Origin of the sequence: Sphingopyxis sp. BE235 (genome assembly GCF_031457175.1) — a bacterium.
Classification (GTDB): Bacteria; Pseudomonadota; Alphaproteobacteria; order Sphingomonadales; family Sphingomonadaceae; genus Sphingopyxis.
The window spans coordinates 166,863-181,505 of sequence record NZ_JAVDWC010000006.1; the positions used below are offsets into that span (position 1 = coordinate 166,863).

The window sequence follows — 14,643 nt, forward strand, 5'->3', positions numbered from 1 at the left end:
TATGCGAGGCTGGCCGAGCGGGGGTTGCAATTTGTTCCAGCGTCACGAACCCATCGCGGGGATGTCCGGCAACGCGGCCGCCCTCACGATGTCGCAAGCGATCCCGCTGCGGCGCGCCGTTGCCGACGCCGAACAGCATCTCGGATGGCGCGACCGGCTGGCGCAGCTCGACCTCGTTCCCGACCTCGGCGACAATATCGGTTCGGCCGAATGGTGGCGCGGCCTTGCGACATTAACCCTGCTGTGCGGAACCGCGATCGCGACCTTCCCGGGCATCCAGCCGCTTCAAGTCGGCGGAACCCCAGCGCTCGATGCCGCCGATTTTAACGAAGCGCGTGCGCAGATGATCGTGCCGCTGGCATTCGGCGGCGACACCGGACGGCATATGGCGGCGACCGACGCGGTGCGCCCGCTGACCCAGACGCCCGAACGGCCGCAGATCGAACTCACCGCCACCTTGGGCAGCGGCGACAGCTTTGCCCGCCTGCTCGAACGCTCGGGCGTCGGCAGCAGCGAGGCGCAGGCGCTGGCGCGCCAGGTATCGGGCGCGGTTCCGCTCGCCGACATCGCGCCGGGCACGCGGATCGACCTGATCCTCGGCCGCCGCGCCGCGCGCACGATGCCGCGCCCGGTCGAGGCGCTCGCGATGCGCGCGCGCTTCGATCTGCGCATCGAGATGGAGCGGCAGGGCGGACAGCTCGTGATGCGGCGCATCCCGATCGCGGTCGACGCAACCCCGCTGCGCATCCGCGGCCGGGTCGGCGACAGCCTCTACCGTTCGGCGCGCGCCGCCGGCGCGCCGCCCGCCGCGATCCAGTCCTATCTGCGCGTCGTCGGCAAGCAGATTTCGGTCGGCAGCGATATTCGCGCCGGCGACGAGTTCGACATCATCGTCGATTACCGCCGCGCCGAAACGGGCGAGACCGAAACGGGTAAATTGCTCTACGCCGGGCTGATCCGCGGCGGAAAAGCGAAACTCTCGATGCTCGAATGGAATGTCGACGGCCGGACGCAATGGTTCGAGGCGTCGGGTGTCGGCGAGCAGCGCGGCGGCATGACGCGGCCCACGAATGGCCGCGTAACCTCGACCTTCGGCATGCGCCGCCACCCGATCCTCGGCTACAAGCGCATGCACAGCGGCATGGATTTCGGCGGCGGCTATGGCGCGCCGATCTATGCCGTCACCGACGGCGTCGTGACGATCGCGGGGCGCCACGGCGGTTTCGGCAATTATGTGAAGCTCAATCACGGCAACGGCCTCGGCACCGGCTATGGCCATATGAGCCGCATCGCGGTGCGCTCGGGCCAGCGCGTGCGCCGCGGGCAGGTGATCGGCTATATCGGCTCGACTGGCCTTTCGACCGGCCCGCACCTCCATTACGAACTCTATCGCAACGGCCGCGCGGTGAACCCGTCGTCGGTGACGTTCGTCACGCGCGCGCTGCTCGAAGGCAAGGCGCTCGCCGATTTCCGCGCCCGCATCCGGTCGCTGACATCGATCGCGCCGGGCGCCGCGCTGACCCCGATCGCGGCGAAACAGGTCGAGGGGCCGAAGCTCGGTTCGCTCGCGGACGTCGCCTCGAAACGCGCGGGCGACGGGATCTGATTTAGCCTCTCCGCGCTTCTAAATTCCGTTCGCGTCGAGCGAAGTCGAGACGCCTCTCGGCCGTGCGCCTTGCCGATGGGCATCTCGACTTCGCTCGATGCAAGCGGAGAAGTTGGCACGCTGGCAGCCCAATATCCATTTGCCCCGCGCCCGCACGCCGCTATGCACCCCGCATGACCCAAGCCGCTTTTCCCGACCTGCGCCTGCGCCGCACCCGCCGCACCGGCTGGAGCCGCGCGATGGTGCGCGAAACCCAGCTTTCGCCCGCGAACCTGATCTGGCCGCTGTTCGTCGCCGATGGGTCCAACACCGAGGAACCGATATCGAGCCTGCCCGGCGTATCGCGCTGGTCGGTCGACCTGCTCGTCGAACGCGCGCGTGACGCGGTCGCCGCGGGCATCCCGTGCCTCGCGCTCTTTCCCTATACGCAGGCCGATCGCCGCAGCGAGGATGGCGGCGAGGCGCTCAATCCCGACAATCTGATGTGCCGTGCCACCGCCGCGATCAAACAAGCGCTCGGCGACGAGATCGGCATCCTCACCGACGTCGCGCTCGACCCCTATACCAGCCACGGGCAGGACGGGCTGATCGACGATGCGGGCTATGTGCTCAACGACGAAACGGTCGAGGTCCTCGTCGGACAGGCGCTCAATCAGGCGCGCGCCGGCGCCGACATCATCGCGCCCAGCGACATGATGGACGGCCGCATCGGCGCGATCCGGCAAGCGCTGGAGGCCGAGGGCTTCGGCCATGTCCAGATCATGAGCTACGCCGCCAAATATGCCTCGGCCTTCTATGGCCCGTTCCGCGACGCGGTCGGCTCGCGCGGACTGCTCAAGGGCGACAAGAAGACCTATCAGATGGACCCCGCGAATGCCGAGGAAGCGCTGCGCGAAGTCGCACAGGATCTCGCCGAGGGCGCCGACAGCGTGATGGTGAAACCCGGGCTTCCCTATCTCGACATCGTCCGCGCGGTGAAGGACAATTTTGCCGTGCCCGTCTACGCGTATCAGGTGTCGGGCGAATATGCGATGATCGAGGCCGCGGCCGCCGCCGGCGCGGGCGACCGCGATGCGCTCGTCCTCGAAACATTGCTTGCCTTCCGACGCGCCGGCGCGTCGGGCGTGCTCAGCTATCATGCGCTCCATGCTGCACGGCTGCTTAACGCATGATCGTGACCGAGCGGCTGGTGATGCGATCGTGGCGCGACGAGGATGTCGCGCCCTTTCAAGCGATCTGCAGCGACCCGGAAGTTATGGCAACGCTTGGCCCGCCGCTCGACATGGATGCGACGCAGGCGCTGATCGAACGGGTCAAGGCGCGCGAAGCCGAACATGGGCATAGCTTCTGGGCGCTCGAGCGCCGCGAAGATGCGCGGCTGATCGGCTGGTGCGGCGTCATCCGCGGCGACATGGGCCCCGTCGCGGACAAGGTCGAGATCGGCTGGCGGCTCGCGCGCGATTGCTGGGGCGCCGGTTTCGCGAGCGAGGCGGCGCGCGGCGCGATTGCGTGGAGCTTCGCGAACCTGCCCGACGATGAAATCCTGGCGATCACCTGGCAGGGCAATGTCCGCAGCCGGGCGGTGATGGAACGGCTCGGCATGCAATATTGCGCCGACCTCGACTTCGATCATCCGGGGCTCGCCGCCGACAATCCCTTGCGGCCGCACGTGACCTATTCGCTATCGCGTTCGGCGTGGAAAATCGCATGACCGTTTCCGCCTCGCCGCGCCGCTGGCTGTTCGTGCTGACGATCCTCGTCGGCAGCTTCCTGCTTTTCCTCGTCCAGCCGATGGTTGCGCGCATGGTGCTGCCCAAATTGGGCGGTGCGCCCGCGGTGTGGAACAGCGCGATGCTCGTCTACCAGGCGCTGCTGCTCGGCGGCTATGCCTATGCGCACTGGCTCGGGCGTTTCACCGTGCGGCGCCAGGCGGTCATCCACCTCGCGCTCTTCCTCGTCGCGGCGCTGTGGCTCCCGATCGGCATCGCGCAGATCGCGGCACCCGGTCCGGGGCAGGAGGCGCTGTGGGTGCCCTTGCTCCTGCTCGCGTCGATCGGCCCCGTCTTCTTCGTCGTCTCGGCGCAGGCGCCGTTGATGCAGCGCTGGTTCGCCGCCGATACGCGCGCGGGCGATCCTTATTATCTCTATGCCGCCTCGAACCTCGGCAGCTTCGCCGGCCTCATCAGCTATCCGGCACTCGTCGAGCCGACGATGCCGCTCGCGGTGCAGAGCTGGGGCTGGACCGCAGGTTACGCACTGCTCGTGCTGCTCGTTGCGGGGGCTGCGGCGGCGCGCTGGCATGGCGGCGCCGAAGCGCATGCCGCGATCACTGACGAACCGCGCCCGAGCCTGCGCCGCCAGCTTCACTGGCTGTTGATCGCCGCGGTGCCATCGGGGCTGATGCTGTCGACGACGACGCACCTCACCACGGACATCGTCGCAATGCCCCTGCTGTGGGTGCTGCCGCTCGGCCTTTATCTCTTGAGCTTCGTGATCGCCTTTTCGACGATGGAGCGGCCGACACAGATCATCACGCTGATCGCACCCGTCTTGCTGCTCGCGGTCGGCGGGCTCGGGCTGCTGAGCTCGGGCGGCGGCTCGATGATGGTCGCGCTCGCAAGCCTCGCGATGCTGTTCGTCGTCGCGACGGCGCTCCACGGCTATCTCTATCATCTCCGCCCGGCGGCGCAGCATCTGACGCTCTTCTATCTCATCATGTCGGCGGGCGGCGTGCTCGGCGGGCTGTTCGCCGCACTGTTCGCGCCGCTGATCTTCGACTGGGTCTATGAGCATCCGCTGCTGATCCTCGCCGCCGCGATGCTGCTGCCGCTCCCCGCACTGTTGCCGTGGGACAAATGGCTGGGGCTCGAAGCGAAGACCGCGCGGATCGTGGCCGCGGTATTCGTCGCGCTCGCCGCTTTCGGCGCCTGGCATATGGTCGGCGACTGGACCGGCCGGCTCGACAGCGCGACGACCTCGTGGGGCATCGCGATCTTCGTCGTCGGCACGCTCGTCATCGGCTGGCGCTGGGCCTATGTGCCCGTGCTCGCGCTGCTGATGATCGGCGTCGGCGGCTGGGACACGATCCAGGAAAGCTTCACCGGTGCGCGCGTGCGCAGCTATTTCGGCGTCTACACCGTCACCGATTATCCGGCATCGAACCAGCGCCGTCTCGCGCATGGCACCACGCTCCACGGACTTCAGCGTACTGACGCCGCGCACCGGCGCGATCCGACGACCTATTATGGCCATCAATCCGGCGTCGGGCTGACGCTCGATAAGGCCGCGGCGCTTGCCGGGCCGAATGCGTCGATCGGCATCGTCGGGCTGGGGGCAGGCACGCTCGCCTGCTATCGAAAGCCCGATCAGCACTGGACGATCTTCGAGATCGATCCGGTGATGGTCGACATCGCGCGCGATCCTTCGAAATTCACCTTCCTCTCCGATTGTGCCGGCGACACGCCGATCGTCATCGGCGATGCGCGGCTCCAGCTTGCCAACCAGCCCGCGGGGCGCTTCGACGTCATCGTCATCGACGCTTTTTCGTCCGATGCGATTCCGCTGCATCTGCTGACCGAAGAGGCGATCGGCATCTATGCGCGTGCGCTGAAGCCCGACGGGATCCTGCTCATCCACATCTCGAACCGCTTCTTCGATCTGGAGCCGGTGCTGGCGGCGGAGGCGAAGGCGCGCGGCTGGACGAGCGCGATCCGCATGGACCCGGGTCCGGTCGGCGACGAATATGGCGACCTCACCGGATCGAACTGGGTCGCGCTGACCGCGACGCCGCAGCGGATGCAGCAATTGACCGGCGGGATCAGGCCGCGCAAGGATTCGCGCGACCTCGACGCCTGGGTGCCGCTCGAAGCGCGTCCGAACTTCGAACGCTGGACCGACGATTATGCCTCGACGCTGCCGGTCCTGATCTGGAAGAATCTCATTGGAGGCCGCGACGAATGAACGACATCAGCATCATCAGCGTCAATGGCAAGACGCCGCAGATCGACCCCAGCGCCTTCATCGCGCCGGGATGCCGCATCATCGGCGACGTGACGATCGGGCCCGATGCCAGCATCTGGTATAATTGCGTGCTGCGCGCCGATGTCAGCCGCATCGTCGTCGGCGCGCGCTCGAACATCCAGGATGGCAGCATCGTCCATTGCGACGGCCCGATGCCGCACCGCCCCGAAGGCTTTCCGACGATCATCGGCGAGGATGTGCTGATCGGCCATCTCGCGATGGTGCACGGCTGTACGCTCGCCGACCGCGCGTTCGTGGGTCTCAAGGCGACGGTGATGAACGGGTGCCGCATCGGCAGCGACGCGATGCTCGCGGCGGGCGCACTGCTGACCGAGAACAAGGAAATCCCCGATCACGAACTGTGGGCCGGATCGCCCGCGCGCCGCGTGCGCGAAATCGACGATGCGCAGGCCGCAGGGATGCAGCTGGGCGTCGCGCATTATGTGATGAACGGCCGCATGCACAAGGCGGCGATCGAGGGGTAAATAGATCCTCCCTGTGGCGAAGCCATGGGGAGGGGGACCGTCCGCGAAGCGGATGGTGGAGGGGCCGCAACGGCGCGTCATAGCCCCTCCGTCAGCCCTTCGGGCTGCCACCTCCCCATCGCTACGCGACAGGGAGGATCGTCAAGTCAGCCGAGGTTCGCGTTCACCATCGCATAGAGCATCGGGATCGACAGCAGGGTGTTGGTCCGCGAAAAGATCATCGCGGTCCGCGCGGCCTTCGCCTTGGTCGCATCGTCGGCTTCGACGATCCCCAGCGCCTTCTTCTGGTTCGGCCAGATCAGGAACCACACGTTGAACGCCATGATCAGCCCCAGCCACATGCCGACGCCGATCAGCTTGTACGGGTCCTGAAGGCCCAATGCGGGCACCAGATATTTGGCGTGGCCGGCGATCGCGACGCCCAGCAGCACGGTGACCAGCGCCGCCCAGCGGAACCAGAACAGCGCGGCAGGCGCGATATGCTTACCGACCGCGGGTTTCAGTTCGGCCGGGATCTTCGGCATCGTCGGCATCTGGACGAAGTTGAAATAATAAAGCAGGCCGATCCACAGCACGCCGAAGAAGGTGTGCAGCCAGCGCATGATCGCGTTGCCCGCGGCGACCCCGTCCTCGAAATTCTGGCCGTTGAGGCACAGCATCAATATGATCGCGAGCACCAGGCCCGCGCCGAGCACGGCGTGCAGGTTTCCGAAAAATTTATCCATGGCAGTTCCCCCTGTTTATCGCGGCGCCGCGTGCGACCCGGTGCCGGTGACGCAGCTATGCCAGCGCGGTGGGGAAATGCATCAACTTTTGTCGGTTGCGGCCTCTTCGGGAACGGCGAGGCCGTTCTTCAGCATCACCGGAACCTGGCTGAAAGTGAAGAGGAAGGAGAGGGCGGTGACCCCCCAGACCTTGATCGTCAGCCACAGGTCAAAGCTCATCTGTTTCGCCTGGATCATCTCGTACATCACATGGTTCGCGATGCCGAGCGTGGCAAAGAAAATCCCCCAGTTGCGCGACAGCAGCAGCCAGCCGCGGTCGGTGAGCCCCTCGAGCGCCGATTGCAGCAGATATTTGAGCATCGGCTTTTTGAACCAGTAGCCGCCGAGCAGCAGCGCGGCGAAGGCGCCATAGATAATCGTCGGCTTCATCACGATGAAGCGCTCATCGTGGAACCAGATCGTCAGCGCCCCGAAACCGAGGACGAGGATGCTCGACATCCACAGCATCGGCGAAATCTTGCCGAGCTTCCATTTCGACACGACCATCGCGATGACGATCGCGACCATGAACGCCACGGTGCCCTTGATCGCCGCGGTCGTCGCGGCGAACGCGCCTTCGCCGCCCGACGAGAATTTATAGGCGAGGAAAAAGACGAGCAAAGGCCCAAAATCGATCACGAAGTTGAGCCAGCCATGCTTCGCCGGCGGCGGCGCCGGGACCGACTCGGGGCCAGTGGGAAGCACGTCGCTCATCGGATATTTCCTGCAATAATTCCCGCGATCTCGTCGGCATCGAACGGACGAAGGTCGTCGATGGTTTCGCCGATGCCGATCGCGTGGATCGGAAGCCCGTGGCGCTCGGCGGCGGAGACGAGCACGCCGCCGCGCGCGGTGCCGTCGAGCTTGGTCATCACGAGCCCGGTGACACCGGCAACCTCACGGAACACGTCGATCTGCGACAGCGCATTCTGCCCCGTCGTCGCGTCGAGGACGAGCACGACGTCGTGCGGCGCCGCGGGGTTGAGGCGGCCGAGCACGCGCTTGATCTTGGCGAGCTCGTCCATCAGTTCGCGCTTGTTCTGGAGCCGCCCGGCGGTGTCGACGATCAGCACGTCGATCCCCGTCGCGGTCGCCTGTTTTACCGCGTCGAACACGATGCCCGCGCTGTCGCCACCTTCGGGGCCCGCCATGATCGGCACGCCAAGCCGCTCGGCCCAGACCTTGAGCTGCCCGATCGCGGCGGCGCGGAACGTGTCGCCGGCGACGAGCATCACGCCATAATCCTGTTCCTGGAACAGGTGCGCGAGCTTGGCGATCGTGGTGGTCTTGCCCGATCCGTTGACCCCGATGACGAGGATCACCTGCGGTCGCGGAAAGGCGTCGATGTCGAGCGGTTCGGCGACCGGGCGCAGCACCGCGGCGATTTCCTCGGCGACGACCTTGCGCAGTTCCTCGGTGCCATTCGCGGCGATGTCGCGGCGCTCGGCGAGGCGGCTGCGGATCCGGTCGGCCATCGCGGGGCCGAGGTCGGCGGTGATCAGCGCTTCCTCGATGCGGTCGAGATCATCCTCGTCGAGCCGCGCCTTGCCGGTCAGCCCTGCGAGATTTTCGCCGAGCCGTTCCGACGTGCGGCGAAATCCGCCGAGCAGCCGTTCGCTCCAGCTTTGGCCGGTCATGCCGCGATATCCTTTGCTTCGATTTGGGTGGCGATCATGCGGTCGCCGTCACGCGCGCCGAGGCGCACGTCGATGATGGTGCCGGGCGCCGCGGGTGCGGTCAGCGCCACGGCGGCGAAATTTTCGGCATGGCCGCTGACGCCGTCGCGCTCGACGAGCATCGATGCGGTTCGGCCGATCTGCGTTTCGAGCCAGTCCTGCCGCCGCCGCGCATTGGCGTCGCGCAGGATTGCGGCGCGCTCGCGGGCGATGGTGCGCCCGACCTGCGGCATCCGCGCGGCGGGCGTCCCGGCGCGCGGGCTGTACGGAAAGATGTGGCCAAAGACGATGTCGCAATCGTTGATCAGCGCCAGCGAGTTCGCGAACATCGCCTCATCCTCGGTCGGAAAGCCCGCAATCAGGTCGGCGCCGATCGCGATCTCGGTGCGCGCGGCCTTCAAACGCTCGATCAATGTAACGGCATCGGCGCGGCGGTGGCGGCGCTTCATGCGCGTCAGCACCATATCGTCGCCCGCCTGCAGCGACAGGTGGACATGCGGCATCACGCGCTTTTCCTGCGTCAGCAAGGCGAAGAGCGCGTCGTCGATGCGGTCGGGGTCGAGCGACGAAAGGCGGAGGCGCTCGACCGGCAGCACCAGCAACGCCTCGACCAGCGCGGCCAAGGTCGTGCCGCTGTCGTCGCCATAGCTGGCAAGGTCGACCCCGGTCAGGATGATCTCGCGCTGGCCGCGATCGAGCGCGTTTCGCGCGGACGCGACCACGGCATCGACGCTCGCCGATCGCGCCGTCCCGCGCGCCAGCACCGTCGCGCAAAAGGTGCAGCTATGCGAGCAACCGGTCTGGACACCAAGGAAGGCGCGCGCATGATCGGCGCCCGAGAGGGCGGGGGCGTAAGGCGTCGTGTCCCCGCGAAGGCGGGGACCCATCTCCGATGGGTTCGAATTTGCACCGGCGGGAGATGGACCCCCGCCTTCGCGGGGGAAGGGGACAGGATTTGAAAGGTAGCTCTGAGCCAAGCCCTTCGCATCATTGGACACCACCCGCGCGCCCATCGCGGCGAAGGTTTCGCGCTCCAGCTCCGCCGCGCACCCGGTCACCACAACCTCGGTTCCCGGCCGCTCGCGCAGCGCGCGTCGCACCGCCTGCCGCGCCTGCCGCACTGCTTCGTCGGTCACCGCGCAGCTGTTGAAGACGATCGTGTCGCGCGCGCCCGCAGCCTTGACGGCCGCACGAACCCCTTCGCCCTCGGCGATGTTCAGCCGGCAACCGAAATTGACGACCTCTTGCCGGTCGGCGAGGGAAGCGCTCATCCGAACTGCGCCCAGTCGGTCTCGCCCTCATAGACGCGCGTCGCGGCGCCGCTCATCACGATCGGCTCGCCGGGCGCCCAGCGGATGACGAGGTCGCCGCCGGGCAGCGACACCGTCACCGGCGATTGCACCAGCCCCGCGCGGATCGCCGCGACCGCGGTCGCGCACGCGCCGGTGCCGCACGCCTGCGTCAGCCCGACGCCGCGTTCCCAGACGCGCAGCTGCAGCTGGTTTTCGCCGTCGAGGCTTGCGACATTGACGTTGACGCGCTCGGGGAACAGCGGGTCGGTCTCGATCCGCGGGCCGAGCTCGTCGAGCGCGACGGCGTCGGCCTCGGGCACGAAAAAGACGATGTGCGGATTGCCGACATTGACCCCGGCGCCATGCTCCAGCTCGTCCCACGCGACGGGCATGTCGCGCGTGTCCATCGGCATCGCGAGCGGGATATGCTCCCAGTCGAATTCGGGTTCGCCCAGCACGACTTCGGCGCCGCCATCGGCCGGAGTGACGCGCAGCATCCCGCCCAGCGTCTCGATCACCGCGGGTTTGCCGATCAGCGTCGCGACGCAGCGCGTTGCATTGCCGCACGCCTCGACCTCGCCGCCGTCGGCGTTGAAAATGCGCATCTTCACGTCCGCGCTGTTCGACGGTTCGAGCAGGATCAGCTGGTCGCACCCGATGCCATGGCGGCGGTCGGCGATCGCGTGCGCGCGCGCCGGCGTCATCTCGACGCCATGCTCGCGCGCGTCGATCACGACAAAGTCGTTGCCGAGGCCGTGCATCTTGGTGAAGCGGTCTGCCATAGTCCGCGCATGTAAGGGCGCGCGGGCGCGAAGTCTAGCGATGCGGCGGGATCAGGCCGACTTGCGCAGCGGCGCGTCTTCGCGGGCGTCGGGGCCGGCGGGCGGCGCCATCGGCGTGCGCAGCAGGCCGCGGTCGGCGAGCAGCCGTTCGGTGTCGGCGGCCGACGAGGCGCGGCCGAAATACCAGCCCTGCCCCTTCGAACAGCCGAGGCGTGTCAGCTCGATCGCGGTCGCCTCATCCTCGACGCCCTCGGCGGTGATCGGCATCGCGAGGCTTTCGCCCAGCCGCACGATCGCGACGACGATCGCCTGCGCATCGGGGCTGCCGCGCATCGCGGCGACAAAGCTGCGGTCGATCTTGATCCGGTCGAACGGCAGCGCGCGCAGGTGCGACAGCGAGCTGTAGCCGGTGCCGAAATCGTCGAGGCTCAAGGATACGCCCTGATTCTTGAGGCTGGTGACGATCGAGCGCACCAGCGGCAGATTTTCGAAGAGCGAGCTTTCGGTGATCTCGACCTCGAGCTGGCTGGCAGGAAAACCGACCTCGATCAGCAATTTGGTGAGCTTCTGGCTGAACCACGGATCCTTCAGCTGCTGCGGCGAGATGTTGACCGCGAGCATGATCGACGGGTCCCAGCGTTTGGCGGTCTCCATCGCCTCGCGGATCACCTGCAGCGACAATTCGCCGATCAGGCCGCTTTCCTCGGCGACCGGGATGAAACGTTCGGGCGGGATCATGCCATATTCGGGCGATTCCCAGCGCATCAGCATTTCGAAGCCGATCAGGCGCCCGCTGGCGATGTCGACCTGCGGTTCGAAATGCGGGACGAACTCGCCGCGCGGCATGCCGTCGCGAATCCCGGTTTCGATCTGGTTGCGCACCTGCACCGCCATCTCCATCCCGGCTTCGAACCAGCAGAAGCGGTTCCGGCCCTCGTCCTTGCAATTATACATCGCGATGTCGGCCTGACGGACCATCGTTTCCATCGTCACGCTGGCATCGCTGGCGAGCGATATGCCGAGCGACGCGCCGACGCGGATCTGCTGCCCATCGTGCGTGACGCTATTGTCGAGCGCCATGACGAGTTCGGCGGCGAGCGCATCGACGTCGGCGCGCGCGGCGGGTTCGAACACCAGCATCGCGACGAACTCGTCGCCGCCCAGCCGCGCCTTGGTCGCGTTGGGCGGCAGCACCGCCGAGATGCGCTCGGCGGCGACCTGCAGCACGCGGTCGCCCGCGGCATGGCCGTGGATGTCGTTGACGGTCTTGAAATGGTCGAGATCGAGCAGGAACAGCGCGACCTGGCGCTTTTCGGCGATCGCGCCCGCGATCTGCCGCTGCCCCGTCGCGAGCAGCGCCCGGCGGTTGAGAAAGCCCGTCAGCGGGTCGGTGTCGGCAAGGTAGCGCGCGCGCTGCTCGGCCTCGGTCCGCTCGAGGATTTCGCGATTGAGGTCCTTGTAGCGGCGCCAGCCGAACAGGATCAGCGCGACATTGAGGATGACCGCCGTCGCCAGCGCGCGGTCGGGGCCGCCGCCGATGCCGATGAGCGCGCGAACGGCCGCCTGCATCACATTGCTGCCCGTCCCCACGAACAACAGGATCGCGGCGACGACGATGCCGCCGGCTATGATGTCGCGTTTGGCGCCCTCGCTGCGGTCGAATGGCTTCGGCGTCGATGTCATATGAATTTGTCCCACCCTTAGGGGCTCTATGCGGGCAAAGCGGTGAAATTTGGGTTAAGTGCGCCGCGGCCGTGCCCTTCGCGCGCGCAGGGCGCCCCACCGCTTGCTTTCGGCGGGGCTTTTGCGTAAAGGCCGCCGCGTCCGCGCGCATTTTGCGTTCGGGCATATCGACATCCGCGACGGAAACTCTGTCCACGGATACCGCTGGTTGGCGAGGTTTCGCTCACCGGCGTGTTTTGCGTTGCGGGCGTTGTAGGCAAGGATTTTGGCTGTGTTCGATAGTCTGAGCAACCGGCTTGGCGATGTTTTCGGGAAGCTCCGCGGCCGCGGCGCGCTGACCGAGGCCGACGTGCGCGCCGCGATGCGCGAAGTGCGAATCGCCTTGCTCGAGGCCGACGTCGCGCTGCCCGTCGTGCGCAGCTTCATCGACCAGGTCACCGACCTCGCGATCGGCGCCAATGTCCTGCGCTCGGTCACCCCGGGGCAGCAGGTCGTCAAGATCGTCAGCGACGCGCTGACCGAAATGCTCGGCTCCGAAACCGCCGAGCTCGACCTTGCCGTCACCCCGCCCGCCGTGATCATGATGGTCGGCCTGCAGGGCTCGGGTAAGACGACGACGACCGCGAAGATCGCGAAGCGGCTCAAGGAAAAAGAGCGCAAGAAGGTGCTGATGGCGTCGCTCGACGTCAATCGCCCCGCCGCGCAGGAACAGCTCGCCGTCCTCGGCACGCAGATCGACGTCGCGACCTTGCCGATCGTCGCGGGGCAGGGCCCGGTCGAGATCGCGCAGCGCGCGCTCCAGGCGGCGAAGCTTCAGGGCTTCGACGTCCTGATGCTCGACACCGCGGGCCGCCTCCACGTCGACCAGCAGCTGATGGACGAGATGCAGGCGGTGTCGCGCACCGCCAATCCCGCCGAAACCCTGCTCGTCGTCGACAGCCTGACGGGTCAGGACGCGGTGCAGGTCGCGCAGCGCTTCACCGATCAGGTGCCGCTCACCGGCGTCGTGCTCACCCGCATGGACGGCGACGCGCGCGGCGGTGCCGCGCTCTCGATGCGCGCCGTCACCGGCAAGCCGATCAAGTTCGCGGGCACCGGTGAAAAGCTCGACGGGCTCGAACTCTTCCAGCCGTCGCGCATCGCGGGCCGCATCCTCGGCATGGGCGACGTCGTCAGCCTCGTCGAACGCGCCGCCGAGACGATCCAGGCCGAAGAGGCCGAGGCGATGGCGGCGAAGATGGCCAAGGGCATCTTCGACCTCAACGATTTGCGCACGCAGCTCAACCAGATGCGCCGCATGGGCGGCCTCGGCGCGCTCGCCGGCATGATCCCGGGGATCAAGAAGGCGCAGGCGCAGATGGCGGCGGGCGCCGCCGACGACAAGATGCTCATCCACTTCGACGCGATCATGGGGTCGATGACCCCCAAGGAACGCGCAAAGCCCGAAATCCTGACCGCGAAGCGCAAGATCCGCATCGCCAACGGGTCGGGCACGACGGTGCAGCAGGTCAACAAGGTGCTGAAGATGCACCAGGAAATGGCCAGCGCGATGAAGAAAATCCGCAAGATGGGCGGGCTCAAGGGGCTCGGCGCGCTGTTCGGCAAGGGCGGCGGCATTCCCGGAATGGGCGGTATGGGCGGCGGCGGTGGCCTCCCCGGCCTTGGCGGGGGTGGATCGATCCCGCCTGAACTCGCCAATTTGATGAATAAAAAGAAGTAATTAAACCCGAATTTCAGTTTAGAAGTAAAAGGAAAATATCATGGCAACCTCCATTCGCCTCGCACGCGGCGGTTCGAAAAAGCGTCCTTATTACAAGATCGTCGTCGCCGATTCGCGCAGCCCGCGCGACGGCCGCTTCATCGAACGTATCGGCAGCTACAACCCGCTGCTCGCCAAGGACAATCCCGAGCGCATCAAGCTTGACGCCGACCGTGCGAAGCATTGGGTTTCGGTTGGCGCGCAGCCGACCGACCGCGTCGCCCGCTTCCTCGACGCCGCGGGCGTCCTCGAACGCGCTGCCCGCAACAACCCGAACAAGGCTGTCCCGGGCGAAAAGGCCAAGGAACGCGCCGAAGAAAAGGCCCAGAAGCTGGCTGACGCCGAAGAAGCCGCAGCAGCCGCTGCCGCCGCTCCGGCACCCGAACCCGAAGCCGTCGAAGAAGCTGCCCCCGAAGTGGCCGCTGAAGAAGCGCCGGCTGAAGAAGCTGCTGCCGAAGCGCCCGCCGCTGAAGAAGCCGCTGCTCCCGCCGCTGCTGAATCGGATGCGACCGGTTCGGTGAAGAGCGAAGCGACCGCCGAAGCGGTTGCCGAAGCCGTCGCCGACGAAACCCCGGC

The 14,643-nt window shown here is 66.9% G+C and carries 12 protein-coding genes and 1 pseudogene; 7 read left to right on the forward strand and 6 right to left on the reverse strand.

The window, feature by feature from the left end; all coding sequences use genetic code 11:
* The first annotated feature begins 61 nt into the window (after window positions 1-61).
* The 5 genes from J2X38_RS21120 (at window position 62) to J2X38_RS21140 (ending at window position 6,111) form a co-directional block, all read left to right on the forward strand.
* On the forward strand, window positions 62-1,606 hold the full coding sequence (locus J2X38_RS21120) for a M23 family metallopeptidase (protein WP_310257397.1): 1,545 nt from the start codon (window positions 62-64) through the stop codon (window positions 1,604-1,606).
* Between the two features lie 173 nt (window positions 1,607-1,779).
* Window positions 1,780-2,778, forward strand: a complete 999-nt coding sequence (hemB, locus tag J2X38_RS21125) for a porphobilinogen synthase (protein ID WP_310257219.1) — start codon at window positions 1,780-1,782, stop codon at window positions 2,776-2,778.
* Window positions 2,775-3,317: a GNAT family N-acetyltransferase gene (locus tag J2X38_RS21130; protein WP_310257221.1), complete on the forward strand. Its 543-nt coding sequence runs from the start codon at window positions 2,775-2,777 to the stop codon at window positions 3,315-3,317. The genes hemB and J2X38_RS21130 overlap by 4 nt, the downstream gene beginning before the upstream one ends.
* On the forward strand, window positions 3,314-5,566 hold the full coding sequence (locus J2X38_RS21135; RefSeq protein ID WP_310257222.1) for a fused MFS/spermidine synthase: 2,253 nt from the start codon (window positions 3,314-3,316) through the stop codon (window positions 5,564-5,566). Before J2X38_RS21130 ends, J2X38_RS21135 begins: the two co-directional genes overlap by 4 nt.
* The gene (locus J2X38_RS21140) at window positions 5,563-6,111 is read left to right on the forward strand and encodes a gamma carbonic anhydrase family protein (protein WP_310257224.1); all 549 of its coding nucleotides are present in this window, start codon (window positions 5,563-5,565) and stop codon (window positions 6,109-6,111) included. The genes J2X38_RS21135 and J2X38_RS21140 overlap by 4 nt, the downstream gene beginning before the upstream one ends.
* Before the next feature lie 146 nt (window positions 6,112-6,257).
* On the opposite strand, the gene J2X38_RS21145 is transcribed toward J2X38_RS21140, so the two are convergent.
* The 6 genes from J2X38_RS21145 to J2X38_RS21170 all read right to left on the reverse strand — a co-directional run bounded on the left by J2X38_RS21145 (window position 6,258) and on the right by J2X38_RS21170 (window position 12,308).
* The gene (locus J2X38_RS21145) at window positions 6,258-6,836 is read right to left on the reverse strand and encodes a urate hydroxylase PuuD (RefSeq protein ID WP_310257226.1); all 579 of its coding nucleotides are present in this window, start codon (window positions 6,834-6,836) and stop codon (window positions 6,258-6,260) included.
* A gap of 81 nt (window positions 6,837-6,917) precedes the next feature.
* Window positions 6,918-7,589, reverse strand: coding sequence for an inner membrane-spanning protein YciB (locus J2X38_RS21150; RefSeq protein ID WP_082639535.1), 672 nt, complete (start codon window positions 7,587-7,589; stop codon window positions 6,918-6,920).
* The gene (gene ftsY / locus J2X38_RS21155; RefSeq protein ID WP_058537753.1) at window positions 7,586-8,512 is read right to left on the reverse strand and encodes a signal recognition particle-docking protein FtsY; all 927 of its coding nucleotides are present in this window, start codon (window positions 8,510-8,512) and stop codon (window positions 7,586-7,588) included. Before ftsY ends, J2X38_RS21150 begins: the two co-directional genes overlap by 4 nt.
* A complete protein-coding gene (locus J2X38_RS21160) occupies window positions 8,509-9,822 on the reverse strand; it encodes a MiaB/RimO family radical SAM methylthiotransferase (RefSeq protein WP_310257230.1) in 1,314 nt (437 codons plus the stop codon). Before J2X38_RS21160 ends, ftsY begins: the two co-directional genes overlap by 4 nt.
* Window positions 9,819-10,625: a diaminopimelate epimerase gene (gene dapF, locus J2X38_RS21165; RefSeq protein WP_310257232.1), complete on the reverse strand. Its 807-nt coding sequence runs from the start codon at window positions 10,623-10,625 to the stop codon at window positions 9,819-9,821. Before dapF ends, J2X38_RS21160 begins: the two co-directional genes overlap by 4 nt.
* A gap of 51 nt (window positions 10,626-10,676) precedes the next feature.
* On the reverse strand, window positions 10,677-12,308 hold the full coding sequence (locus tag J2X38_RS21170) for an EAL domain-containing protein (RefSeq protein WP_310257234.1): 1,632 nt from the start codon (window positions 12,306-12,308) through the stop codon (window positions 10,677-10,679).
* Between the two features lie 271 nt (window positions 12,309-12,579).
* Here J2X38_RS21170 and ffh point away from each other — a divergent pair, with 271 nt between their 5' ends.
* Entirely contained in the window at window positions 12,580-14,028 is a 1,449-nt protein-coding gene (gene ffh / locus J2X38_RS21175; protein ID WP_197411425.1) for a signal recognition particle protein, read from the forward strand.
* Between the two features lie 40 nt (window positions 14,029-14,068).
* Window positions 14,069-14,524: pseudogene (rpsP, locus tag J2X38_RS21180) on the forward strand (30S ribosomal protein S16); the annotation flags it as partial.
* Between the last annotated feature and the right edge of the window lie 119 nt (window positions 14,525-14,643).

Bases quoted from the DNA above. Each gene is read 5' to 3' on its own strand.
- J2X38_RS21120 (WP_310257397.1), top strand. From the start codon at position 62: ATGTCCGGCAACGCGGCCGCCCTCACGATGTCGCAAGCGATCCCGCTG.
- hemB (WP_310257219.1), top strand. From the start codon at position 1,780: ATGACCCAAGCCGCTTTTCCCGACCTGCGCCTGCGCCGCACCCGCCGC.
- J2X38_RS21130 (WP_310257221.1), top strand. From the start codon at position 2,775: ATGATCGTGACCGAGCGGCTGGTGATGCGATCGTGGCGCGACGAGGAT.
- J2X38_RS21135 (WP_310257222.1), top strand. From the start codon at position 3,314: ATGACCGTTTCCGCCTCGCCGCGCCGCTGGCTGTTCGTGCTGACGATC.
- J2X38_RS21140 (WP_310257224.1), top strand. From the start codon at position 5,563: ATGAACGACATCAGCATCATCAGCGTCAATGGCAAGACGCCGCAGATC.
- J2X38_RS21145 (WP_310257226.1), bottom strand. From the start codon at position 6,836: ATGGATAAATTTTTCGGAAACCTGCACGCCGTGCTCGGCGCGGGCCTG.
- J2X38_RS21150 (WP_082639535.1), bottom strand. From the start codon at position 7,589: ATGAGCGACGTGCTTCCCACTGGCCCCGAGTCGGTCCCGGCGCCGCCG.
- ftsY (WP_058537753.1), bottom strand. From the start codon at position 8,512: ATGACCGGCCAAAGCTGGAGCGAACGGCTGCTCGGCGGATTTCGCCGC.
- J2X38_RS21160 (WP_310257230.1), bottom strand. From the start codon at position 9,822: ATGAGCGCTTCCCTCGCCGACCGGCAAGAGGTCGTCAATTTCGGTTGC.
- dapF (WP_310257232.1), bottom strand. From the start codon at position 10,625: ATGGCAGACCGCTTCACCAAGATGCACGGCCTCGGCAACGACTTTGTC.
- J2X38_RS21170 (WP_310257234.1), bottom strand. From the start codon at position 12,308: ATGACATCGACGCCGAAGCCATTCGACCGCAGCGAGGGCGCCAAACGC.